A 21,874-nucleotide genomic window follows, 5' to 3' on the forward strand; every position below is an offset into this window, starting at 1 on the left:
TATTATGGCCATCAACACAGAAAAAAATAGCTATACCGTAATTTTTGCGGTAATCATGGTAGTCATTGTGGGTTCTGTCCTAGCTTTCTTCGCATCGGGTCTTAAACCAAAGATCGACGAGAACGTGCGTTTTGAAAAGCAGCAGAACATCCTGTATGCCATGGGTGTCAATAACAATGAAGGAGAGGGCAGCGTTGATTTCATTCCTACTACCGAAGTGGAAGCCGAATTTGCCAAGTATATCAAAAAACAATTGGTCGTGGTAGGTTCCGAAGCAAAGGAAAAAGATAACGCCTACTTGATCGATGTCCAGAAGGAGCTCGCCAAGGTGAAAAACGGGCAAAGTGCCGAACTGCCCTTGCTTGTCGGGGAAAAGGATGGTAAGGAATATTACATCATTCCTATGTACGGCAAAGGACTTTGGGATGCTATCTGGGGCTTTATGTCCGTGGACTCGAACATGAAGGTGCAAGGAGTATACTTTGACCATAGAGGGGAGACCCCCGGATTGGGAGCCAATATCAAGCAGCGCTTCTTTATGGACGATTTTGAAGGGGAAACCGTTTTGGATGGGAACAGCTACGTAGGTGTGGCAGTTGCCAAAGGAAACAACGATCCTTTGAACAACGACAAAGAGGACAACCAAGTGGATGCTTTGGCAGGGGCCACCATTACAGGAAATGGAGTGACCGCCATGATCAAAGAAAGCCTGAAGCTTTACAAACCTTATTTAGAAACTATTAGAACCAAGTAATATGGCGCTACTATCAAAAAAAGATGCGAATCTGATATTGGATCCCTTGGCGGACAACAACCCTATCACCATTCAAGTATTGGGTATCTGCTCCGCTTTGGCAATTACCGCCGAGCTCAAGGCTTCCGTGGTAATGGCAATATCCGTAATGTTTGTCCTTGCCATGGGGAATGTGGTCATCTCATTGATGCGTAACATTATCCCGTCAAAAATCAGGATCATTGTGCAATTGGTGGTTGTGGCCACCTTGGTGATCATTGTGGACCAAGTGCTCAAAGCCTTTGCCTACGAGCTCAGCAAGACCCTATCGGTCTTTGTGGGGCTTATCATCACCAACTGTATCATCATGGGGCGTTTTGAGGCCTTTGCCTTGGGTAACGGGCCATGGAAATCTTTCTTGGATGGTATAGGAAACGCGGCAGGATACGGTATCATACTGGTCATTGTCGGATTTTTCAGGGAACTTTTGGGTTCTGGGACCCTGTTTGGGTTCAAGGTACTTGGAGATCCCGTGACAAAGACGGGCCTATATTCCATCGGGTACGAGAACAATGGTTTCATGATCATCCCGCCGGCTGCATTGATCGTAGTGGGCATCATCATCTGGGTACAACGTTCCAGAAACAGGTCATTAATAGAAGAAGCATAAACTGAGGAAACATGATAGAGCATTTAGAACTTTTTTTCAAGTCGATCTTCATAGACAACATGGTGTTCGCGGTTTTTTTGGGAATGTGTTCCTATTTGGCCGTGTCCAAGAAAGTGTCCACTGCCGTAGGCTTGGGGGCCGCCGTAATATTCGTTTTGGGTGTTACCGTGCCGCTCAACTGGTTGCTGGACCAATATTTACTGAAGGATGGGGCCTTGGTTTGGTTAGGGCCTGAGTATGCCGATTACAACCTCAGCTTCCTTTCGTTCATCCTTTTCATCGCCACTATTGCCACCATGGTGCAATTGGTGGAGATTGTGGTCGAAAAATTTTCACCTTCCCTATACAACTCATTGGGTATTTTCTTGCCCCTGATCGCTGTGAACTGTGCCATTTTGGGAGGTTCCCTGTTCATGCAGGCCCGTGAGATCCCGAACTTGGGATTGGCACTGAATTATGGGGTGAGCTCAGGGATAGGATGGTTCTTGGCCATTTTGGCCATTGCTGCCATTCGTGAAAAAATCAGATATTCCAATGTGCCCGCACCATTGCGTGGCCTAGGGATTACCTTTATCATTACGGGGTTGATGGGTATTGGTTTCCAGAGTTTTGGAGGAATGCTCACAGGTGACAATGAACCGCCTGAAGAGCCTACTGCGACCACTACCGTGGAGGCCAAAGAAGAAAAAGAGATCAAAAAGGAACTGGAGGACGAAGAAAAAACAGTCTCCTATAACGAAGTTATAAACAAGTAAAGATGATTTTAGCCGCAAGTACCGGAGGTACCATTCTGATTACCGTAGTAGCCTTTTTGGTTTTGTTGTTGTTGTTGGTGGCATTGTTGCTTTTTACAAAAGAAAAATTGTCCCCTTCAGGTCCTGTTACCATCACCATCAACGGTGAGAAAAAGATAGAGGTAGGGTCAGGAAGTTCGCTTCTTTCCACCTTGGGGAACCAAAAAATATTCCTGCCTTCCGCTTGTGGAGGGGGTGGAACCTGTATCCAATGTGAATGCCATGTGCTATCGGGCGGAGGTGAGGCATTGCCTACCGAAACCCCCCATTTCTCGAAAAAGGAATTGCAACACGGGGCGAGATTGGCCTGTCAGGTGAAGGTAAAACAGGATATGGAGATTACCATTCCTGAAGAGGTCTTTGGAATCAAAAAATGGAATGCCAAAGTGGTCAGGAACTATAATGTGGCCTCTTTCATCAAGGAGTTTGTGGTGGAGATTCCCGAAGAAATGAACTATAAGGCAGGGGGCTACATCCAGATCGAGATACCCCCATGTGAGGTGAAATATTCGGATATCGATATTACGGCCCACCCAGAGGAACATGAAACCCCGGACAAGTTCAAGAATGAATGGGACAAGTTCAATCTATGGCCCTTGGTCATGAAGAATCCGGAAACTGTGGAGCGGGCCTATTCCATGGCCTCTTACCCTGCCGAAGGAAGGGAAATCATGTTGAACGTACGTATCGCGACACCGCCATGGGACCGGTCCAAAAATGGGTGGATGGATGTCAACCCCGGAATCGCTTCCTCTTATATCTTTGGGTTGAAGCCAGGCGACCCCGTGGTGATTTCAGGTCCGTTCGGTGAGTTCTTCATCAACGAATCCGAAGCCGAAATGCTCTATGTTGGTGGTGGGGCCGGAATGGCGCCGATGCGTTCACATTTGTACCATCTGTTCAAGACTCTACGGACTAATAGAAAAGTGACCTATTGGTATGGTGGACGTTCCAAGAGGGAGTTGTTCTATATTGACCACTTCAAGAAATTGGAAAATGAATTTCCGAACTTTAAGTTCTACATGGCACTTTCCGAGCCTTTGGAAGAGGACAACTGGAAAGTAAAGAAAGACATCAATGATGAGGCAGGTGATGGTTTTGTTGGGTTCATCCACAATTGTGTTATCGAAAATTATTTGAATCACCATGAGACTCCCGAAGATATTGAGCTCTATTTCTGTGGACCACCCTTGATGAACAAGGCGGTAGAGAAAATGGGCCAGGATTTTGGTATTCCAGATGAGAATATCAGGTTCGATGACTTTGGAGGATAGACCAAAAGTTGAAAACTTGACCTCAAACACTTGCCCCGAAATTGGTTTCGGGGCGGTCAACGAGGGGAATATATAAAAACCGACCGATGCCCAAAGCATCGGTTTTTTGTTACTTATGGGAAGAGAATTGACAGAACAGGAACTGCACAACCTGGCCATGAACATAGTGGGACGGGAACTGGAGGCCGATGGCTTTGAGTTTATGGCCATCAACAGTAAATTGAAAAAGAATCCCCAATACGTATGCCTCAAGGAAAAATTGCTGCACTTTATCGTGGTGCGCAATGTGGAGTTTCCGCTGGACCCAAGGGAATATGATGCTGAATTGATGCAGATCGTGAAGGACCATGCCCTGAAATTCGAAGCAAAGACCTTTTATGCCGGGGTAGGACTTTCCAATGCTGAGGACAGGGGGCTACCGTTGTATCTGGATGAAGAGTATATTGTGGACTACCAAGGATTGATTGAGATATAGACCATGAAAAAGACATTCATTTTAGGGGTGTCCCTATTGTTTTTATGCTGCACGAAAGGGCAATGGACCAAAAACCAAAATTGGGGCAATGCACTGGGCACTACGTATTCCATCATTTATATTTCAGATAGTGAATTGGACTACCAACAAGAGATCGATTCTGTTTTCCAAGTGGTGAACCAATCTATGTCCACCTACATTCCCACATCGGACATCTCCAAGATCAATGCAGGAGACTCCACCATTGTTGTGGATGAAATGTTCAGGGAAGTTTTTGAGATTTCGAACAAGGTACACAAGGCCTCAAACGGCTATTTTGACCCCACTGTGGGCGTTTTGGCCAATGCGTGGGGGTTTGGTCCCGGAGAACAGCTAGAACTGGACAGCCTGCGGGTAGATAGCCTCTTGGCTTATGTGGGATGGGACAAAGTGGCCATCAATAAGGACAATACCATATTTAAGGCACATCCTGCCATCCGTTTTGACTTTAATGCCGTGGCCAAAGGCTATGCCATAGACCGATTGGGGGCCATGTTGGATGCCAAGGGCATAAAGAACTATCTGGTGGAAGTGGGGGGAGAAGTACTGGCAAAAGGAACCAACCTGGTTTCTGAAAAACAATGGACCGTGGGCATAGACGACCCGCAAGTCGAGGAGGGCCGCCAACTCAAGCAGATAGTTTCCCTTAAGGATAGGGCCATGGCCTCTTCGGGCAACTACCGAAAATTCAGGGTGGACCCTGAAACGGGAAAGAAATATGTGCACACCATCAACCCCAAAACGGGATACACCAAAAGTTCCAATGTATTGGCTACCAGCGTCGTTGCGAACACCTGTGCGTTGGCCGATGCCTTTGCCACGACCTTTATGGCCATGGATTTGGAAGAGTCCCAAAAGATTCTTGGGGACCACGGAGAATTGGAAGCTTACATCATTTATTTGGATGAAGAGGGAAATACCAACGAATATATGACTCCCGGGTTCAAAACGTTGGTTGCACAATGATCATTTCCGCACCAAAGGAATGATCTCCCCTTTGGCCAATCGGTACCGTTCCACGGCTTCCTTTGGAAGAACGGAAGTGTAATCCACTTCCTCGACTGTGAATCCCACGCTGCGGAGTTTGTCAAAATAGTCCCTTCCGTAAATACGCACATGGTCGTATTGTCCAAAGATTTTGGCCCGCTCCTTTTTATCGGTGATGGTGTCGTCCTCAAAGGTCCTTTCCCGTTTTAGGTCCTGCGGAATCTGGAAAATGCCCCACCCTCCCGGTTTCATCACCCGAAAGAGTTCCTGCATCGCTTTGGTATCGTTGGGGATATGCTCCAATACATGGTTACAAAGGATCACATCAAAACTATGGTCGGCAAAGGGCAGGTTGCAGATGTCCGCTTTCACATCCGCCAAAGGCGAATTGAGGTCGGTCGTGGTATATTCGATGTTTTTCAGCCTTCTGAACCTTTTGTAAAAGGCCTGTTCAGGGGCAAAGTGCAAAACTTGGTGCGTTTTGGTGAAGAAATCCGTTTCGTTTTTGAGATAAAGCCAAAGCAGGCGGTGCCTTTCCAAGGAGAGCGTGGAAGGAGAGAGTACATTTTCCCGCGGATTTTCATAGCCGTAAGGAAGGAAGCTCCTGAAAGTTCTGCCATCAATGGGGTCGGTAAAGTTTTTTCCCTTTAGGGAAAGAGCGATCAAGGGGCGTACCCAATAACTCAATCTAATTAGAAGGGGTCTTGGAATAAGATTGAGAAGGTATTTAAAAATTTTTGACACGAATTACACAAATTTACACGAATGACTTAAAGTAAAACTCTCTTATACGTAAGTTGATCCTCGCCAAAATTCACAATCAAGCCCAGCTTCATTTGGGATGCAGCCAAGTAATTCATGGTTTGCTTGATATGGCCACTGGATATTTTTTCTATGGCCTTTAATTCCAGAATAATTTTGTCATCCACTATAAAATCGGCATAATATTGATGCTTCAGTGTTTTGCCCTTATACTCAATATTGAATTTGACCTCTCTTTGAAAAGGGACTCCGTTGGACTTGAGCTCAATTTCAAGAGCATCGCCATAAACAGCTTCACTGAATCCCTTGCCAAGTTCATTATGGACATTCATACATAGACCAATGACAAAGTAGGACTCGTGTTTATAAATGATTTGGGACATTTATTGGAGTAATTGGTGAAATTAGTGTCAATTCTTTACACTAAAGTACCAATTTTTTGCTCCGGAATTCATCCTCTTCATCACTGGTGATGCCCAGGGCATCATAGATGTATTGATAGGTGGAAAGTAGTTCCGGTTTTCCGTCGACCAAAGCCACATCGTGTTCAAAGTGTGCACTGGGCTTGCCGTCCGCGGTGAGAATGGTCCATCCGTCCTTCAGCTGTTTGATGCGCCTTGTTCCCATGTTGATCATGGGTTCTATGGCGACCACCGTACCATTGACGAATTTTTTCCCACGCCCCCTTTTTCCATAGTTGGGCATTTGGGGATCTTCATGGAGTTCTCTTCCCAAGCCGTGGCCCACCAGTTCGCGTACCACACCATAGCCATGGTCCTCACAGTACTTTTGGATGGCGTAGCCCACATCGCCCACTCGGTTCCCTTCCTTGAATTCCCGAATACCGATATATAGAGACTCCTTGGTCACCCGCAGTAGCTTTCTGGTCTCCTCGGCCACTTCGCCCACCTCAAAAGTGTAGGCATGGTCCCCGTAATAACCATTTTTGAGTGCACCGCAATCCACGGATACAATATCGCCTTCCTTCAAGGGGTCATTGTTTGGAATGCCGTGTACCACTTGGGCATTGGGGCTCCAGTTCAGGGTATTGGGAAAATCGTACATGCCCAAAAATCCAGGAACTGCCCCTTGTTCCCTGATGAATTCTTCGGCCATTTTATCCAGATGCAAGGGATTGGCCCCCGGTTTGATTTCCTTGGCCAACATGCCCAAGGTCCTGGAGACCACTAAGGCACTTTCACGCATCAATTCGATTTGCTCTGCTGTCTTGACTTGAATCATAGCTGCAAAGATAAATTGATTCTATGGAATTTGCCCATCTTTGTCTAAACGAGTGGTTTTTGTGTCATCGCTTCAGGCTGTGCCACTCCCATCAGTTTTAGGATGGTCGGGGCAATGTCCCCTAGAACACCACTTTTTATCTGCTTCAGTTCCTTGTCCACCAAGATCAAAGGTACCGGGTTGGTGGTGTGGGCCGTGTTGGGGCTGCCATCCGGATTCACCATGGTGTCACAGTTGCCATGATCGGCAATGACAATGGAGGTATATCCATTTTCCAATCCTGCGGTAATGACATCCTTGGCACATTCATCTACCGTTTCACAGGCCTTGATGGCCGCTGACATGACTCCGGTGTGGCCCACCATGTCGGGGTTGGCAAAATTAAGGCAGACAAAGTCCACCTCACCTTTTTGGAGTTCAGGGATGATGGCATCGCGTATCTCGTAGGCACTCATTTCCGGTTGGAGGTCGTAGGTGGCCACCTTTGGTGATGGACAGAGGATGCGTTGTTCCCCTTTAAAGGGTTCCTCGCGTCCGCCGTTGAAGAAAAAGGTCACGTGTGGGTATTTCTCCGTTTCCGCAATCCGGATCTGTTTTTTTCCATTTTTGGAGAGTACTTCTCCCAAGGTTTCCTTGATGTTGTCCTTGTCATAGATGACTTTGACCCCTTTGAAGGATTCGTCATAGTTGGTCATGGTGACATAATACAGGTCCATTTTGTGCATGTTCTGCTCATGGAAATCCTGTTGGCTCAATGCCTGGGTAAGCTCCCTGCCACGGTCGGTCCTGAAGTTGAAGAAGATGATTACGTCCCCTGGTTGGACTTTGGCCAAAGGCTCTGCATTGGCATCTGTTAGCACCAAGGGTTTGATGAACTCGTCGGTGACCCCTTCGTCATAACTTTCCTGCATGGCCTTGCCGATGTCCTGTATCTTTTCTCCTTCGGCGTTCACCACTACATCATAGGCCAGTTTTACCCGTTCCCATCGTTTGTCCCGGTCCATGGCGTAGTACCTTCCGATGACCGTTGCTAGTTTGGTGCTTTTATCTGAACAGAAGTTGACCAGATCGACCAAAAAACCTTTCCCGCTTTTGGGGTCAACGTCCCTGCCATCGGTGAAGGCATGAACGAATGCATTCTTGACACCGCTTTCATCGGCGGCCTTGATCAGTGCTTTTAGGTGGTCTATGTGGCTGTGTACGCCTCCATCGCTCACCAGGCCAAGAAAATGTACCGCTTTGTTGTTGCCTTTGGCAAAAGCAAAGGCCTCCTGGATCACTTTTTCGTTTTTCAGGGTATCCTCCTTCACGGCCTTGTTGATCTTGGCCAGGTCTTGGTACACGATCCTGCCTGCGCCCAAGTTCATATGTCCCACTTCGCTATTGCCCATTTGTCCTTCGGGCAGACCAACGTTCATACCATCGGTGAGCAGGTCCGCATTGGGGTATTGGGTATAGAGTGAGTCCACAAATGGGGTGTTTGCCTGTGCTATGGCGGAAACTTTGGGGTCTGGGGATTTCCCCCAACCGTCCAATATCATTAAAATGACCTTCTTGTTCATGTGATGGAAATTATGTTTTCAAAAATATTGAATATCCGTTATAAGTAATGATCTCTTTTACGTGTCATTCCGAATTTATTTCGGAATCCCATAGCATAGAAAATCAGTAATTCAATGAGAACCTGAAACAAGTTCAGGTTGACGAAAGTTTTGTTTCTGATAAAATCAGGACAATCCACAAAAATAAAATGATCTGCTTGGATGCCCTAGGGTTTCCCTAATTTTCTGATTGCGAAATTGTTAATTATTTTATGTTAAAATTGAAAGGTTGTTAAAATTTAGTTATTTAAGTGTTAATCGTGTAACATCTTGCTTCTAGGGGAGTCTATTTTTACAGAAGTTATAATTCATTAATCAAAAAACAATCATCATGAAAAAAGCAATTTTTGCAGTAGCTGCATTGTGCATGCTAGCAGTGACCGGCGTTTCCGCCAACGAACTTCCTTCCAATGAAAATCCGAACCTTACCACAACAGTTCCAGAACTCAGCAGCTTTTGCAAGGCTGTGATGCAGGGCGACGTTGAGACCGTGAAAAAACTTATTGAACTTGGAGAGGATGTGAACCAAAAATCCTTGGGCATGGCCCCTGTGCATTATGCAGCACGGTACAACAAGGCAGAGGTACTGCAGGTGCTCATTGACAATGGAGCCAACCTAAAACAGCGCTGTGACAAGGGCTATTCGGTAAAGAAACATGCCGAGTTGTCCAATGCCACTGATGTACTGGCTCTTTTGGAAACCGCTATGTAAAAGAAAAAAGAGTTTATTCGTCCAAACAAAAAGGCCCATCCTTAAGGATGGGCCTTTTTTTGCCTCATTTTACCTAGTTTAGTGTTCTTGCAAAAGAGTATGTTTTGGCTCAGAATTCAAAGCCTGTAAAAGCCCTGTACAAAAATGCATATACCGCCATGAACAGCATAACCGCACAAAAGATGGAGTACCCTTTCAAAAAAAGTACCACAAAGCTTGGTTTACAATCGTCAAATGCCTCAAAATAGAGGTGCTTAAAGTGTAATAGTGTTCCCATAATGTGTTCTCTCGTTTAGATAGCACAAATGGGTAAGCAAATGCATGTTGTAGGATTTGGGGTTACCTCAAAGATAGTGAAATCTAATGACTTGTGTCCTTTTCTCGATGAACGTGTCGATTCTATCGACCTGAATATTTGGCTATGGCTTCCTTGATCTTTTCGATTCTATTTTCCGGGTCGGGGTGGGTGCTCTGAAACTCGGGGACCCGATTGGGCCCTGCTGCCGATTTTAAAATTTCCATCACCTGGATCATTTCATGGGGGTCATATCCAGATTCAATCATGAACAGCACGCCAAGGTCATCGCTCTCCAGTTCGTCGCCACGCCCATTTTTCAACAAGGTGTTCTGTCCAATACCACTCACCACACTTCCCATATCGCCACCCACGGATGCGCCAGTGGCCAATGTCTGCCAAAATCCGCTCTCGGCAATACGTTCCGCAGAGTGCCTGCCGATCACATGACCTATCTCGTGCCCCAGTACGCCGGCCAATTGGGCCTCGTTGAGTTGGGAGAACAGGGCATAAGTGATGAAAATTTGCCCGCCCGGAAGGGCAAAGGCATTAATGGTGCGGTCGTCTGCCAGCAAATGGAAATCATATCTATATGGAGTCTCCTTGGCAATGCTGTTCTGGACAAGCCGGTTGCCCACCTTGTCCACGAGGTTCTGCAAACGCTCATCGGGATATAGCCCTCCGTGCTGTTGCGCCATTTCGGGTGCGCTCTGCAGCCCAATGGCAATTTCCTGTTCCGTGGTCATGTCAATGTTCTGGACCCTCCCGGTATAGGGGTTTTCTTCTTGGTTGCTACAGCGACGGATAAAGGCAAAGGCCACAATGGCAAGGCCAACCAAGATTCGGATCCTCCAACTCCCTCTTCTCATGGTGTTCGTGTTTAGCGGTAGTTGAAGATACGAAAAAAGGGCTATAAAAATGTGCAGTGCATTTTGAAGATTCTTTGGCTTGAAATTCTAGTTCTCGATACGATTTTCATTGGTTTCGACTTCACTCAACCATCAAAAATCACTCGAACTGACAAATTTTAATCAAAATGCGCAATGGCTACAAAAGTTTTGGGTTGATGTCCAAAATATGGTCTTGGACATAGGTCCGTACAAACCCGGCCGTGAAGTGCTCAATGCCCAGAAACTCTTCCTGGAGCAACAGTTTCATAACATTCAACCTGCGGTATGCGGTGAGCATGGGAATGGAAATGGGCGCATAGCTATAGTGCCAAGGCTCATATTTGAAGCCCCTTCGTCTGGGGTCATTGGTATAGACCAGATAAAACCCGAACTTTTCCGAGTTCTCGTCCAACCATAGCTTTAGCCCCTCGTAAGGTCCCCCGTTTTCAAATTTTCTGGGGACCAGCACATCTCCCGATGCTTTGGGATAACCATCTATGATGTCGATGTCGGTACCCCAGTGATGTCTGCTGGTGCCGGGGATGGTGGAATATTCAATGATCTTGTCGATGGCCTTTAGGGGGGACAGTCGCTCGTCCTCGGTATAGCTAAGGTATTTACGCTCCCAAATGCCCTCCTGTCGGTAAAAATCCCTGAAACTGGAAACGATCTTGATGTCGAACCCGGCTGAATAGGCGGCCTTTTTCATCTCCAAAAAGGAATCGTGTGCCGCTTTCCTCAGGTTGATGCCTTCTCCGAAAAGTTCCACCTTGGCCTTTCCCATGAGCTCTTCGGTGGTGTATTCGTCATTGGTCGGAAAAGGAAAAAATGGGGGCAGGGCACAGGCCAGGCCCGATACGGAGGTGGTTTTTAAAAAAGTCCTTCTTTTCATCGTAGATACGTTATGCCGTTGTTCGGTTATTTAGCTATTGGGTCAATGTTTGTTGTGCTGGATGCATGAGATCAGTTCTCTACTCTTGTTTCTTTTGTCTTTCGTCATTTTTCGTGGTTCTGTTTTCTCATTTCTTGAACCTGAAGTTGGACTTGGGTTTTCTACTCCTTCGACTTACTTCGACTACGCTCAGGGTGCCAGCTCAGTGTGGCCGTTGTTCATGGACCATAGAACCTCCTCCCATCAAACAACGTAAAAATCGCAATAATCTGTCAATGGAGCCAAAAAGAGATCAAAATTTATCCATATATAGGACGGGATATTCGGCTTGAAGTTGTGGTTCTCGATACAATTTTTCATTGGTTTCGACTTCGCTCAACCATCAAAAATCACTCGAACTGACAAATTCCAACCACAACCCATAATAGATTGCCCTAGCTGTGGAATGGGTTCTTTGGAAATCAGCGATCCAGGAAGAGGAAGCCGGTGTATTGCAGGTTGAGGTCGTCCAGGGTGACCAGGTAATAATAGATTCCTTCGGGAAGGCCAACGTCCTGGCTCATGACGAAGCTCCCGGTGTTGGAATCACCTCTGAACTCGTTGGTGTAGTTGATTTTTTCAAAAACCTTTTGGCCCAATCGGTTAAAGATACGCAGGCTGTTGTTGGGCGACTCGTCCATATTGTCAATGACCAGAAAATCGTTCACGCCATCGCCGTTGGGACTGAGGAAATAGTTGCCCAAGGTAGGGTTGTTCACCGCAAAAGTGTCCGTGGGCAAAGGAATGGTGCCAAAGGTAATGGCCGCATAATCACTGGGCACAAAGGTTTCCGAGGTCACAAAACCCTCGGTCACATCACCGCTGATGGCGGAATTACCGATGATGACCCATTGGTTGGAAGACTTGCTCCAGCCCACCACGATTATCGCCTCCAAAGTAGCATTGGGAATCAGGCCCAAAGCACTTCGGGTGTTCCAGCTGATGGTCGCTTTAGCGGGTACATCGCTCTGAAAGATCCAAAATTCCCGATTGGTGACGGTGCCGATGTCCCTTACCTTTTCCTCCACATCAAAAGCGCCCGGAACGGACAGGGGTGTGGAAGGGTCCTCGAAAAAATAGGCACATACGGCCAGGGGCGTACTGCCCTCCGATTCCATCGTCAAGGTCCGGAGTTGGTGATGATCCCCAACGGGAAACCGAAAAAAGTCGCGGTTGTTCACGGCGGCAAAGCCGGTGACCTTGGAGTCGTCGTTCTCGCTGGCGGAAAAACCATGCTCCATAAAGTTGAGGTAGACCGTCTGATCATCGGTAGGGGTGTTCACGTTGCCCTCAATAAAGTTGGCATTGTTTTGCACCTGTACGGGAATATGCAAAAAGATTTCGCTAGTGGCCATAAACTCCACATCCCTGAACGTGGGGATGGTGTTGCCCCTTACCTGAATGGAACTGTTGCCATAGAAGCCCACCAAGCCTTCGTTCTGCTCAAAGGGGGCATTGTTGGTAAAGTTGGTGTGCAGGCCCAGGCCACTGTTGGAACCGCCAAAATGTACCCGCATGTTGCCGGCATGGTGCAGGGCGCTTTGCGCCACTGCAAAATGGGCGAACAATAGGAATGCTATGAGGTGGAGGGGTTTCAAGATTAAAATGCTATTACAGTGAAATGCCAATCAGAGTCTGAAAGAGAGGTGCCTTCATAAATTTGTACCTCAAATGAGTTTGCAGTTTGATTAGTTACTTGAATTGATCTTGCTCCAAGATTACTAGAAGTAGTTAATTGCACTATAAAATCTGACGGTGTTGTGCTTAAAATAATTTCATAAGAACCACCTGTGTTATTAGCAAAATTGTTAATTCCAAAATTTGTTCCAAGAGCTCCTGATATGATTTTTCCCATAGCAATAACAGGATTGGTAACCGTCACATTAAATTCTTGGCCGGAGGGGGTTACTGTGATTCCTTCACCTTCGGTGACAGTTATACCATCCACATAGGCCTTCGTTGCGGCATCCTGAGGGTCGGTCGGGTCCAGGACATCGGTGATGGCACTGTTGCCCGCACTTGGGTCAATGGCTATCACATCGGCAAGGTTCTGTGCCTCGGTAAATGTACTGTTGATGACATATGGAGTGGCGGCGGTTCCGTTTCCGGTGATATTGATGTCGGTTCCATTGTTGAGGATGGTCTCCGACCCATTGGCGGCATTGTTGGTTATCTCGGTGTCCACATAGGCCTTCGTTGCGGCATCCTGAGGGTCGGTCGGGTCCAGGACATCGGTGATGGCACTGTTGCCCGCACTTGGGTCAATGGCTATCACATCGGCAAGGTTCTGTGCCTCGGTAAATGTACTGTTGATGACATATGGAGTGGCGGCGGTTCCGTTTCCGGTGATATTGATGTCGGTTCCATTGTTGAGGATGGTCTCCGACCCATTGGCGGCATTGTTGGTTATCTCGGTGTCCACATAGGCCTTCGTTGCGGCATCTTGTGCTGCGGTTGGGTTTTGCAAATCTTTAATTTGCTGGTTTCCTGCACTGGGGTCTACAGCAATGACGTCGGCGAGATCCTGAGATTCGGTGATGCTGATATCCGCTTCGTTGATCAGGGTCCATGCGCTGCCATTCCATTGGAAAAGGTCGCCATTGGCACCTCCATCTTGCAAATGGGAGAGTCCTACGGATCGAGGGGCCAAATCTTGGCTGCCCACGGAACCGTTTTGGATTTTGTCCCCGTTCACTGCCGAAGGGGCAATATTGGCCCCGTTGATGATGCCCACCTCAAAATTATAGTTGATACTGCCGTCCGGGTTGGGCGTTTCCGTGATCACCACGGTATTGTCCAATGCATTGGGGTTGATCGGCCGCATATGGTCCGCCCGGGTGCTCACCGTAAAGGAATTGTCCAGTTCCTCACAAATGTTGACCCACTCCGTTCCCGTATAGTAGTGTAGGCAGTCGTGGTCGGTATTATAGACCAACGCACCGCGCAAGGGGGAAATGGCATTCATTTGGAGGTCATTTACCCGCGTGATGACGAGCACACGCGAGGTACTTTCCAATTCCAGTACAGAGGAATTGTTGAGGTTTTGTGGATTGTCGCCAATCTTGACCTGTGCGGTCAGAGTATGGGTCATCAGTAGGGCAATGACCAAGTAGCTAATGTACGTTTTCACAGTGTTAGTATTTGAGGATTCGCTAACGTAATCCACAAAACTAATCTTATATCATTATTTTTTGACCATTTCCCGTCCAAATGCGAAGTTCAGGGGTGAACGGAGTTCGGGTTGCGGGTTGTGGGTGGGGCAAAAGACGAGAGACAAGGGATGAGAAACATGAAACAAGAGACAGCAAACTCCAAGCCTTACACTTGAAACCAAGAAACCATAGCCAAGACTGCTAAGCTGCGTACCGCCTACTGCAATCTACTGCCTGCCCACTGGACGTATAATTAACAAAAGTTTAGAACCCCTACATTTTTTTATATGGGCTTCAAGGGTTTTCTTTAACTTGTGCTTGAGGTGTTATGGCAAAGAGCTGTCGGCACAATTGTCATTTTAGGGGTGGTCGGGCCACTTTTGGACGGCTGATTTTGCCGTATCTTTGATGACAAGCCTCGGTTTAGGCCCCAAAAGGGCATCAATCTAAAATACAAACAATGAAAAATATTCTTTTGGTCGTGTTCTCCTTTCTGTTCTCTGCTACATCGCTGGCACAGGACGATCGCCAATTGCTCCGTGGAAAGGTACTGTACCGAAACACCAATGTGCCCAATGAGAACGTGATCAACTCTACCTCGGGCGAGGCCACCATCACCAACGATGATGGGGAGTTCACTATTGCGGTGAAAGTGGACGATCAAGTGGTGTTCACGGCGGTGAACTACCAATTGATGGTGGTGAAGATCACCCCGGAGATCTTACAGAACAACCGATTGGTGGTGGAGGTGACCGAAAAGGTGACCGAACTGGACGAAGTGATCGTGACCCCCGAGAACCAAGAGGGCTTTCTTCGGGTAAAGAACGAGGATTTTAAGCAGTTCGACTACGAAATAGACAGGGGCACCGAGGTGGTGAACGTCGCGGAATCGCAAACCGTTCGGGGCATGCAGAACGGCCTCAATTTTGTAAACATCTTCAAGGCCCTTTTCAAATCCCGCGAAGTGGATGGTCAGGAAAGGGAGCCACTAAAAGTGAGCGAGGTGCTCAGGCATGTGTATGACGATGAGTTTTTTGTGGTGGACCTGAAACTTCCGCAGGACAAGATAGATGCCTTTTTGCTCTATTGTGATGATAAGATACCCTCCCAGACCCTTCTCAGAAAGGATAACGAGTTCCAACTGATTGATTTTCTGGTCACACAGAGCAAGGAGTATTTGGAAACCTTGAATGAGGAATGAAGCATTTTTTTCTTCCTTTGCTGTGCTTCGTGGGCTTTTTTGCCACCGCCCAGGATGGGCCTGTGAAAGCATTGAGGGGAAGGGTCACCAGTGCCGATAAGGATGTGGTAGGGGTGGTGGTCCAGAACATCAGCTTGGAGCAGGCGGTGATCACCGACATGGATGGCAACTTTACCATCAATGTGCAATTGGGCGACACGTTGGTCTTCTCAGCGGTCCATTACCAGAGAAAAATAGTACCCGTGACCGAAGTGCTGTACAAAACCAGTTTTGTGGAAGTGCCCATGGAAGAGTTCGTCAACGAGCTGAAAGAAGTGGTGGTACGACCCTATAACCTTTCGGGGGACTTGAGCCAAGACTTGGACAAACTGACCTTGGAAAAGGATGTGAGTGCATCGGCCCTGGGTCTGCCCAATGCAAACGTAAAGCCCCTGACCCAAAGTGAACGGTTGCTTCGGGAAGCATCGTCCATGACCATGACGGCAGGCGGCGGTGTTGGCGGAGCAGGGGGTGGAATGTCGCTCAATCCCATCATCAATGCCATCAGCGGACGTACCAAAATGTTGAAGAACCGGGTGAAAGTGGACAATACCTACGCTAGGACCCAACGCGTACAGGATTTTTATGTGGATTCCCTGTTTGTGATGACCTTGAAGATTCCTATGGAAAAATTGGACGACTTTATGTATTTCTGTGAGGTGGACGAGACGTTCCAGCAAACAGTCGATACCCACGACAAGTTGAAAATTTGGGACTTCATGGTGGAGAAGAGCCGTGCTTACCGTAAGAACAACAATTTGGACTGAAGTTTTGTGGTGTTGGAAGCCGGGAGTCAGAAGTCGGATATCTGATGTCGAATTGCCAACCATAGCTGTCACCCTGAGCGTAGTCGAAGGGGCGAAAAATTCAAGTCCAAGTTCTAGAACAGAGAAAATGGACGAAAAACAAAGGAAGCAAGAGCCAAGAACTGACCTCGAGCATCCAATACCAAGCACAATAACCAATAACTCAGTAACAAAGTAATAAGCTGACATATAGTACTTGGTCTGGTTTCTTATGTCTTGAAAAAGTTGTTTTGGCAAACAAATTGCAGATAACCCTATAAAACTGTAACATTGCCCTAATAATAACGTCAGATATACCATGATGAAGCGGAAAATTGCAAAAGTATTGGTCTCGCCTTTGGCAATGGCCCTTTTTTTGTCCTTCACCACCGCACATAAATTCTATGTGAGCGTCACCAACATGGTCTATGCCGAGGAGGAGGATGCGTTTCAGATCACTTCCCGTATTTTTATAGACGACTTGGATGCCCTTTTGGCCGAACGCTATGGCATCAAGGCCAAGTTGGCCACCCCGGACGAGGCCAAGGTGGCCGATGAATACATTGAAAAGTACCTACGGGCCAAATTTCTGGTCCTATTCAACGGGGAAGCGGCCCAATACAACTTCTTGGGAAAGCGGTACGATAACGATGTGGTCATTTGCTATCTGGAAATTCCGAAAGTAAAGCTATCCTCTATCACGACCATGACTGTGGAGAACGAAGTGCTCACCGACCTGTTTGACGAACAGAAGAACGTGGTCCATGTGAAATGGAAGGGGAACAAAAAGAGTTTCGTGCTGATGAAGAGCAATAATAAAGGAATGTTAAACTTATAACGCTTTGTTAACAATTGGTTAAAATGCGTTATTTTTCACCCTCATAAAATCAAATTGAAAATGAACAGAATCAAACATTACGTAGCATCCCTGCTCTTTCTTTTTGGTGCCATGGCCATGGCGCAGGAAGGAGAGGCAAAAAAAGAACGGGAGCCAGGACACTACAACCAAAGTAGGTTCAAACAATTGTACGAGGAGTTCTCCACTCCCAACACCTATCGCTCGGCTTCGGGCGCTCCGGGACCAGACTACTACCAGCAACAGGCAGATTATGTCATGAACGTGGAACTGGACGACAAAAATGCCAAACTCTATGGTGAGGAGACCATCACCTATCACAACAATTCACCGGACAACCTGGAGTTCCTTTGGGTACAGTTGGATCAAAACGTACGTGCCAAAGACTCCAAATCCCCATTGAGGGACGGTAATGGTGTGAACATTGCCTACACTGCGGGCAATTTTACCGAAACCTATATCAGTGAGCCTTTCGATGGAGGGTTCAACATCGAGTGGGTGAAGGATGCCAGTGGTAAGCCATTGTCCTACACCATCAACCAGACCATGATGCGGGTAAACATTCCCCAAGCCCTTAAAAGCGGGGAGAAGATTTCCTTTTCCATCAAGTGGTGGTACAATATTCCCGATCACACCGTAAACAGGGCCCGTTCTGGATATGAGTACTTCCCCAAGGACGGTAATCGTGCTTATGTGATCGCACAGTTCTTCCCTAGGATGGCAGTCTATAGCGATGTGGAAGGATGGCAAAACCATCAGTTTTGGGGAAGTGGCGAGTTTGCCCTGCCTTTTGGAAACTACGATGTGAGCATCACCGTGCCTGCTGACCATATTTTGGATGGCACCGGGGTATTGCAGAACAGGGAGGATGTGTTCTCCAAAGAAATGATGAAACGTTACAAGGAAGCCACCAAGTCGTATGACAAACCGGTGATCATTGTGACCCAAGAAGAAGTGGAAGCTGCGGAAAAAGGTTTTTCCACGGATAAAAAAACATGGAAGTTCAAGGCGACCAATGTCAGGGACTATGCCTTTGCCTCTTCGCGCAAGTTCATTTGGGACATGCAGGCCGTCAAAATAGGCGGAAAGGACGTTATGGCCGTTTCCATGTACCCCAAGGAAGGAAACCCATTGTGGGAAGACATGTCCACCAAGGCCGTGGTTCAGACCCTGCAGACCTATTCAAAACATACGTTTGACTACCCTTACCACAAGGCAATTTCCGTACATGCCAAGAACCAAGGGATGGAATACCCCATGATCTGCTGGAACTATGGACGCCCCAATGAGGACGGTACCTATTCCGATAGGGTGAAATACGGTATGATCAGTGTGATTATCCACGAAGTGGGACACAACTTCTTCCCTATGATCGTCAACTCCGACGAGCGTCAGTGGGGATGGATGGATGAGGGTCTTGATACCTTCATGCAGTACTTGGCAGAGCAGGATTTTGGAAAAACCTACCCGGACATCATTGCCCCGAACGGAAAATATCCATCCCAAAGGGGTGAACCAGCTGCCATTGTGCCCTACATGAGTGGTGACCAAAACTTTATCTCCCCCATCATGTCCAACCCCGAGAACGTGTACCAATTGGGACCCAATGCTTATGCCAAACCAGCTACTGCACTGAACATCTTGAGGGAAACGGTAATGGGCAAGGAATTGTTCGATCATGCCTTCAAGACTTACGCACAACGTTGGATGTTCAAGCACCCCACTCCTGAGGATTTCTTCCGTACCATGGAAGACGCATCCGCAGTGGACTTGGATTGGTTCTGGAGAGCTTGGTTCTACACCACTGATTATGTGGACATAGGGGTCAAAGGGGTCAAAAAATACTATGTGACCAACAAACCTACCAAAGAAATGGAGAAATATATGGCCGATAGGAATCTTACCGAGGCCGACCTTCCCCCATTGGTGTACTTGGCAGAAGAGGATAGCGAGGACTATATGCCTGAGCTGAAGGGAAAATCCCCAACAGAGACTTCACAGAACTTGAAGGAGTTTATGATGGACAACATGACCGAGGCCGAAAGGTCTCAAGTGAAGGAACCCAAATATTTCTATGAGATCACTTTTGACAAGCCGGGAGGTGTTCCCATGCCATTGATCGTGGAATATACCTATGCCGATGGCAGCAAGGAAAATGTGACCTATCCTCCAGAAATCTGGAGAAAGAACGACGCCGAAGTCAAAAGGGTCGTTGCTTCACAGAAAGAATTGGTGGGCATCGTGGTGGACCCCAAACTGGAAACCGCCGATATCGATACCACCAACAACTCCTGGCCCAAGAAAGACGAGAAGTCAGACTTTGATAAGTTCAAGGAGAGTATTAAAGGAGAAAAATAGCGAAAATTTAACTATTTAGGGCCCCGTGATTTCACGGGGCTTTTTTTATTTTCCTACCAAGTTCTCATTATATTTGTTGTATGTATTTTCTATTCATAAGCGGTGCGGAGATATTTTTCATCCTATTCATAGTGGTGATGGTCTTTGGTGCCGACAAAATTCCAAGTATAGCCAAGGGACTTGGCAAGGGAATGCGCCAGTTGCGGGATGCCACGGACGATATCAAACGTGAGATTCAGAAAAGTGCCGAAAAACAGGGCATCGATACCGATTTCACCAAGGATATCCGCAATGAGCTGAACGAGGTGAAAAAGAATGTGGACGAAGTGACCGGCTCCATCAAAAGAAGCTCCAAATAATCCATGCTTGAAAAATTGCTCCAATGGGATCGGGATACTTTTGTCTATCTCAACAGTTTGGGCATTGAAAAATATGATGCTTTTTGGTCCACGGTGACCCATATTGCCACATGGACACCCCTTTTCGTTCTTTTTTTGGTGTTACTCTATATGAAATTTCCCAAAAAGGATGCCCTTTATAAATTCTTGACGGTATTGGGATTGGTAATTTTTGTCACTGCCATTACCCATTTCACCAAAATTTCAGTGGCACGGTTACGGCCTAATAACACGGAGGAGATCAACACCCTGATCCGGATATTGAAGACCCCGACAGACTATAGCTTTTTCTCGGGGCACGCCTCCAGTTCCTTTTCCATTGCCATGTTGATGTACCTTTTTTTGCGGGCAAAGCTGAAGTGGGCCCTCCTTTTCTTCATTTGGCCCATTCTTTTTACCATGAGCCGCATTTACGTCGGTGTCCACTTTCCCATTGATATCATTGTAGGAACGGTGGTGGGCCTACTGTCCGGTTGGCTGTTCCATGCGCTATACAAACGCTTTATAACACCCTACTCAGCGTCAGTCCATCCCTGATGGGCAATAATACCGTTTCTACCCTCGGGTCATCCTTGAGCTTTTGGTTATAGGCCAGAAGGGCCGCAGTGGCCTTGTCGGATTTTTCAATGGGTTCCACCACCTTGCCAGACCATAGCACATTGTCGGAGAGAATGACACTGCCCGGTCTTGTTTTTTGGATCACGGCCTCAAAATAGGCATCATAGTTTACCTTTTGTGCATCAATAAAGACCAAGTCAAAAGTCTGTTCCAGTTGTGGTACCAAGTTCAGTGCATCGCCCGTATGTTGGATGATTTGTGGACCATACCCGCTCCTGTCAAAATACTTCCGCTGGATCAGTCGTAGCTCTTCGTTCACCTCAATGGTGTGCAATTGCCCCCCTTTTTCCAATCCTTCGGCCAAGCAGAGCGCCGAATATCCCGTGTAGGTCCCGATTTCCAAAATATATTTTGGGGCGATGATCTTGGACAGCATACTGAGTACCCTTCCCTGAAAATGCCCTGTGATCATTCGGGGCTGTACTACTTTGAGGTGGGTTTCGCGGGTCAGTTCCCGCAACAGTTCGGGTTCCGGTTCCGAATGGTCGGCAATATAACTTTCCAACAAAGGGGAGAGGAAATGCATGGTCAAGTTTTCGCAAAAATAGGGAAAAGAAGTACATTCGACATGGATTCACGAATTTGGAAGATGATGTCAAAAACGATACATATAAGGAGGGGCACCTTGGAAGATCTGCCCACACTGCTGCAATTTGAACAAGAGATCATTAGGGCGGAACGCCCATTCGATGTCACCATCAAGGAAGGCCACGTAAGCTATTATGACCTGGCCCAGATGGTACAGGATACCGAAGCCCATGTGGTCGTGGCCGAAGCTGATGGAAAGCTTGTGGCGTCCGGCTATGCCATCCCAAAGAAGGCGAGGCACTATCTGGACCACGATTGGTATGCCTATTTGGGGTTCATGTACACCGACCCAGAATACCGAGGGTTGGGCATCAATGCGAAAATTGTGGATGAATTGAAGCAGTGGTCGGTCCAAAAAGGGTTCAAGGAAATACGGTTGACCGTTTATAGCGATAATCTTCCTGCCATCAAGGCCTATGAAAAAGTAGGATTTAAAAAACATATCATCGAAATGCGGTTGGAGTGACTTCCCAA

Annotated in this window: 24 protein-coding genes; 14 read left to right on the forward strand and 10 right to left on the reverse strand. The window is 47.2% G+C overall.

Going from position 1 to position 21,874, the window contains the following annotated elements; genetic code table 11:
- Window positions 1–4: 4 nt before the first annotated feature.
- From D2V93_RS12865 to D2V93_RS12890, 6 genes are all read left to right on the forward strand, one after another.
- Complete coding sequence (locus tag D2V93_RS12865) at window positions 5–754, forward strand: Na(+)-translocating NADH-quinone reductase subunit C (RefSeq protein ID WP_072878639.1); 750 nt, start codon at window positions 5–7, stop codon at window positions 752–754.
- 1 nt (window position 755) lies between these two features.
- Entirely contained in the window at window positions 756–1,403 is a 648-nt protein-coding gene (locus tag D2V93_RS12870; RefSeq protein ID WP_119617933.1) for an NADH:ubiquinone reductase (Na(+)-transporting) subunit D, read from the forward strand.
- Between the two features lie 11 nt (window positions 1,404–1,414).
- On the forward strand, window positions 1,415–2,158 hold the full coding sequence (gene nqrE, locus D2V93_RS12875) for an NADH:ubiquinone reductase (Na(+)-transporting) subunit E (RefSeq protein ID WP_072878643.1): 744 nt from the start codon (window positions 1,415–1,417) through the stop codon (window positions 2,156–2,158).
- A 2-nt stretch (window positions 2,159–2,160) separates the two neighbouring features.
- Window positions 2,161–3,471, forward strand: coding sequence for an NADH:ubiquinone reductase (Na(+)-transporting) subunit F (gene nqrF, locus D2V93_RS12880; RefSeq protein ID WP_072878645.1), 1,311 nt, complete (start codon window positions 2,161–2,163; stop codon window positions 3,469–3,471).
- A gap of 115 nt (window positions 3,472–3,586) precedes the next feature.
- Window positions 3,587–3,946 (forward strand): Na(+)-translocating NADH-quinone reductase subunit F, encoded by a 360-nt coding sequence (locus D2V93_RS12885; RefSeq protein ID WP_119617934.1) that lies wholly within the window; start codon window positions 3,587–3,589, stop codon window positions 3,944–3,946.
- A 3-nt stretch (window positions 3,947–3,949) separates the two neighbouring features.
- Window positions 3,950–4,951 carry an FAD:protein FMN transferase gene (locus D2V93_RS12890; protein WP_119617935.1) on the forward strand — a complete coding sequence of 334 codons (1,002 nt, stop codon included), beginning with the start codon at window positions 3,950–3,952 and terminating at the stop codon, window positions 4,949–4,951.
- Here the strand turns inward: D2V93_RS12890 and D2V93_RS12895 are convergent, their stop codons facing one another.
- Genes D2V93_RS12895 through gpmI form a run of 4 tightly spaced genes read right to left on the reverse strand, consistent with a single transcriptional unit; the run spans window position 4,952 to window position 8,538 of the window.
- A complete protein-coding gene (locus D2V93_RS12895) occupies window positions 4,952–5,716 on the reverse strand; it encodes a class I SAM-dependent methyltransferase (protein ID WP_119617936.1) in 765 nt (254 codons plus the stop codon). It abuts the gene before it with no gap.
- 26 nt (window positions 5,717–5,742) lie between these two features.
- Window positions 5,743–6,117 carry a GxxExxY protein gene (locus D2V93_RS12900; protein WP_072878658.1) on the reverse strand — a complete coding sequence of 125 codons (375 nt, stop codon included), beginning with the start codon at window positions 6,115–6,117 and terminating at the stop codon, window positions 5,743–5,745.
- 40 nt (window positions 6,118–6,157) lie between these two features.
- A complete protein-coding gene (gene map, locus D2V93_RS12905; RefSeq protein ID WP_072878660.1) occupies window positions 6,158–6,976 on the reverse strand; it encodes a type I methionyl aminopeptidase in 819 nt (272 codons plus the stop codon).
- A 44-nt stretch (window positions 6,977–7,020) separates the two neighbouring features.
- Window positions 7,021–8,538 (reverse strand): 2,3-bisphosphoglycerate-independent phosphoglycerate mutase, encoded by a 1,518-nt coding sequence (gpmI, locus tag D2V93_RS12910; RefSeq protein WP_119617937.1) that lies wholly within the window; start codon window positions 8,536–8,538, stop codon window positions 7,021–7,023.
- Window positions 8,539–8,908: 370 nt separating this feature from the next.
- Between gpmI and D2V93_RS12915 the strand changes: the two genes are divergently transcribed.
- Complete coding sequence (locus D2V93_RS12915) at window positions 8,909–9,289, forward strand: ankyrin repeat domain-containing protein (RefSeq protein WP_119617938.1); 381 nt, start codon at window positions 8,909–8,911, stop codon at window positions 9,287–9,289.
- Between the two features lie 109 nt (window positions 9,290–9,398).
- On the opposite strand, the gene D2V93_RS18955 is transcribed toward D2V93_RS12915, so the two are convergent.
- The 5 genes from D2V93_RS18955 to D2V93_RS12935 all read right to left on the reverse strand — a co-directional run bounded on the left by D2V93_RS18955 (window position 9,399) and on the right by D2V93_RS12935 (window position 14,535).
- On the reverse strand, window positions 9,399–9,566 hold the full coding sequence (locus tag D2V93_RS18955) for a DUF6747 family protein (protein WP_313777786.1): 168 nt from the start codon (window positions 9,564–9,566) through the stop codon (window positions 9,399–9,401).
- A 122-nt stretch (window positions 9,567–9,688) separates the two neighbouring features.
- Entirely contained in the window at window positions 9,689–10,453 is a 765-nt protein-coding gene (locus D2V93_RS12920; protein WP_072878666.1) for a M48 family metalloprotease, read from the reverse strand.
- A gap of 178 nt (window positions 10,454–10,631) precedes the next feature.
- Window positions 10,632–11,366 carry a M15 family metallopeptidase gene (locus D2V93_RS12925; protein ID WP_119617939.1) on the reverse strand — a complete coding sequence of 245 codons (735 nt, stop codon included), beginning with the start codon at window positions 11,364–11,366 and terminating at the stop codon, window positions 10,632–10,634.
- A gap of 461 nt (window positions 11,367–11,827) precedes the next feature.
- Window positions 11,828–13,003 (reverse strand): gliding motility-associated C-terminal domain-containing protein, encoded by a 1,176-nt coding sequence (locus D2V93_RS12930; RefSeq protein WP_119617940.1) that lies wholly within the window; start codon window positions 13,001–13,003, stop codon window positions 11,828–11,830.
- A gap of 2 nt (window positions 13,004–13,005) precedes the next feature.
- The gene (locus D2V93_RS12935; RefSeq protein WP_147377409.1) at window positions 13,006–14,535 is read right to left on the reverse strand and encodes a hypothetical protein; all 1,530 of its coding nucleotides are present in this window, start codon (window positions 14,533–14,535) and stop codon (window positions 13,006–13,008) included.
- Between the two features lie 482 nt (window positions 14,536–15,017).
- Here D2V93_RS12935 and D2V93_RS12940 point away from each other — a divergent pair, with 482 nt between their 5' ends.
- The 6 genes from D2V93_RS12940 to D2V93_RS12965 all read left to right on the forward strand — a co-directional run bounded on the left by D2V93_RS12940 (window position 15,018) and on the right by D2V93_RS12965 (window position 20,731).
- The gene (locus D2V93_RS12940; RefSeq protein ID WP_119617942.1) at window positions 15,018–15,758 is read left to right on the forward strand and encodes a carboxypeptidase-like regulatory domain-containing protein; all 741 of its coding nucleotides are present in this window, start codon (window positions 15,018–15,020) and stop codon (window positions 15,756–15,758) included.
- Window positions 15,755–16,564: a carboxypeptidase-like regulatory domain-containing protein gene (locus D2V93_RS12945; protein ID WP_119617943.1), complete on the forward strand. Its 810-nt coding sequence runs from the start codon at window positions 15,755–15,757 to the stop codon at window positions 16,562–16,564. Before D2V93_RS12940 ends, D2V93_RS12945 begins: the two co-directional genes overlap by 4 nt.
- A 337-nt stretch (window positions 16,565–16,901) precedes the next feature.
- The gene (locus D2V93_RS12950) at window positions 16,902–17,420 is read left to right on the forward strand and encodes a DUF6702 family protein (RefSeq protein WP_119617944.1); all 519 of its coding nucleotides are present in this window, start codon (window positions 16,902–16,904) and stop codon (window positions 17,418–17,420) included.
- A 60-nt stretch (window positions 17,421–17,480) separates the two neighbouring features.
- Window positions 17,481–19,796, forward strand: coding sequence for a M1 family metallopeptidase (locus tag D2V93_RS12955; protein ID WP_072879435.1), 2,316 nt, complete (start codon window positions 17,481–17,483; stop codon window positions 19,794–19,796).
- 80 nt (window positions 19,797–19,876) lie between these two features.
- Window positions 19,877–20,155 (forward strand): Sec-independent protein translocase subunit TatA/TatB, encoded by a 279-nt coding sequence (locus D2V93_RS12960; RefSeq protein WP_072879436.1) that lies wholly within the window; start codon window positions 19,877–19,879, stop codon window positions 20,153–20,155.
- 3 nt (window positions 20,156–20,158) lie between these two features.
- Entirely contained in the window at window positions 20,159–20,731 is a 573-nt protein-coding gene (locus tag D2V93_RS12965) for a phosphatase PAP2 family protein (protein ID WP_072879437.1), read from the forward strand.
- Here D2V93_RS12965 and D2V93_RS12970 read toward each other — a convergent pair.
- Complete coding sequence (locus D2V93_RS12970) at window positions 20,697–21,338, reverse strand: O-methyltransferase (RefSeq protein ID WP_119617945.1); 642 nt, start codon at window positions 21,336–21,338, stop codon at window positions 20,697–20,699. The genes D2V93_RS12965 and D2V93_RS12970 overlap by 35 nt on opposite strands.
- A gap of 42 nt (window positions 21,339–21,380) precedes the next feature.
- On the opposite strand from D2V93_RS12970, the gene D2V93_RS12975 reads away from it, so the two are divergent.
- Entirely contained in the window at window positions 21,381–21,866 is a 486-nt protein-coding gene (locus D2V93_RS12975; protein ID WP_245978019.1) for a GNAT family N-acetyltransferase, read from the forward strand.
- Window positions 21,867–21,874 lie beyond the last annotated feature (8 nt).

Source organism: Flagellimonas taeanensis, from assembly GCF_003584105.1.
GTDB classification, from domain to species: Bacteria; Bacteroidota; Bacteroidia; order Flavobacteriales; family Flavobacteriaceae; genus Flagellimonas; species Flagellimonas taeanensis.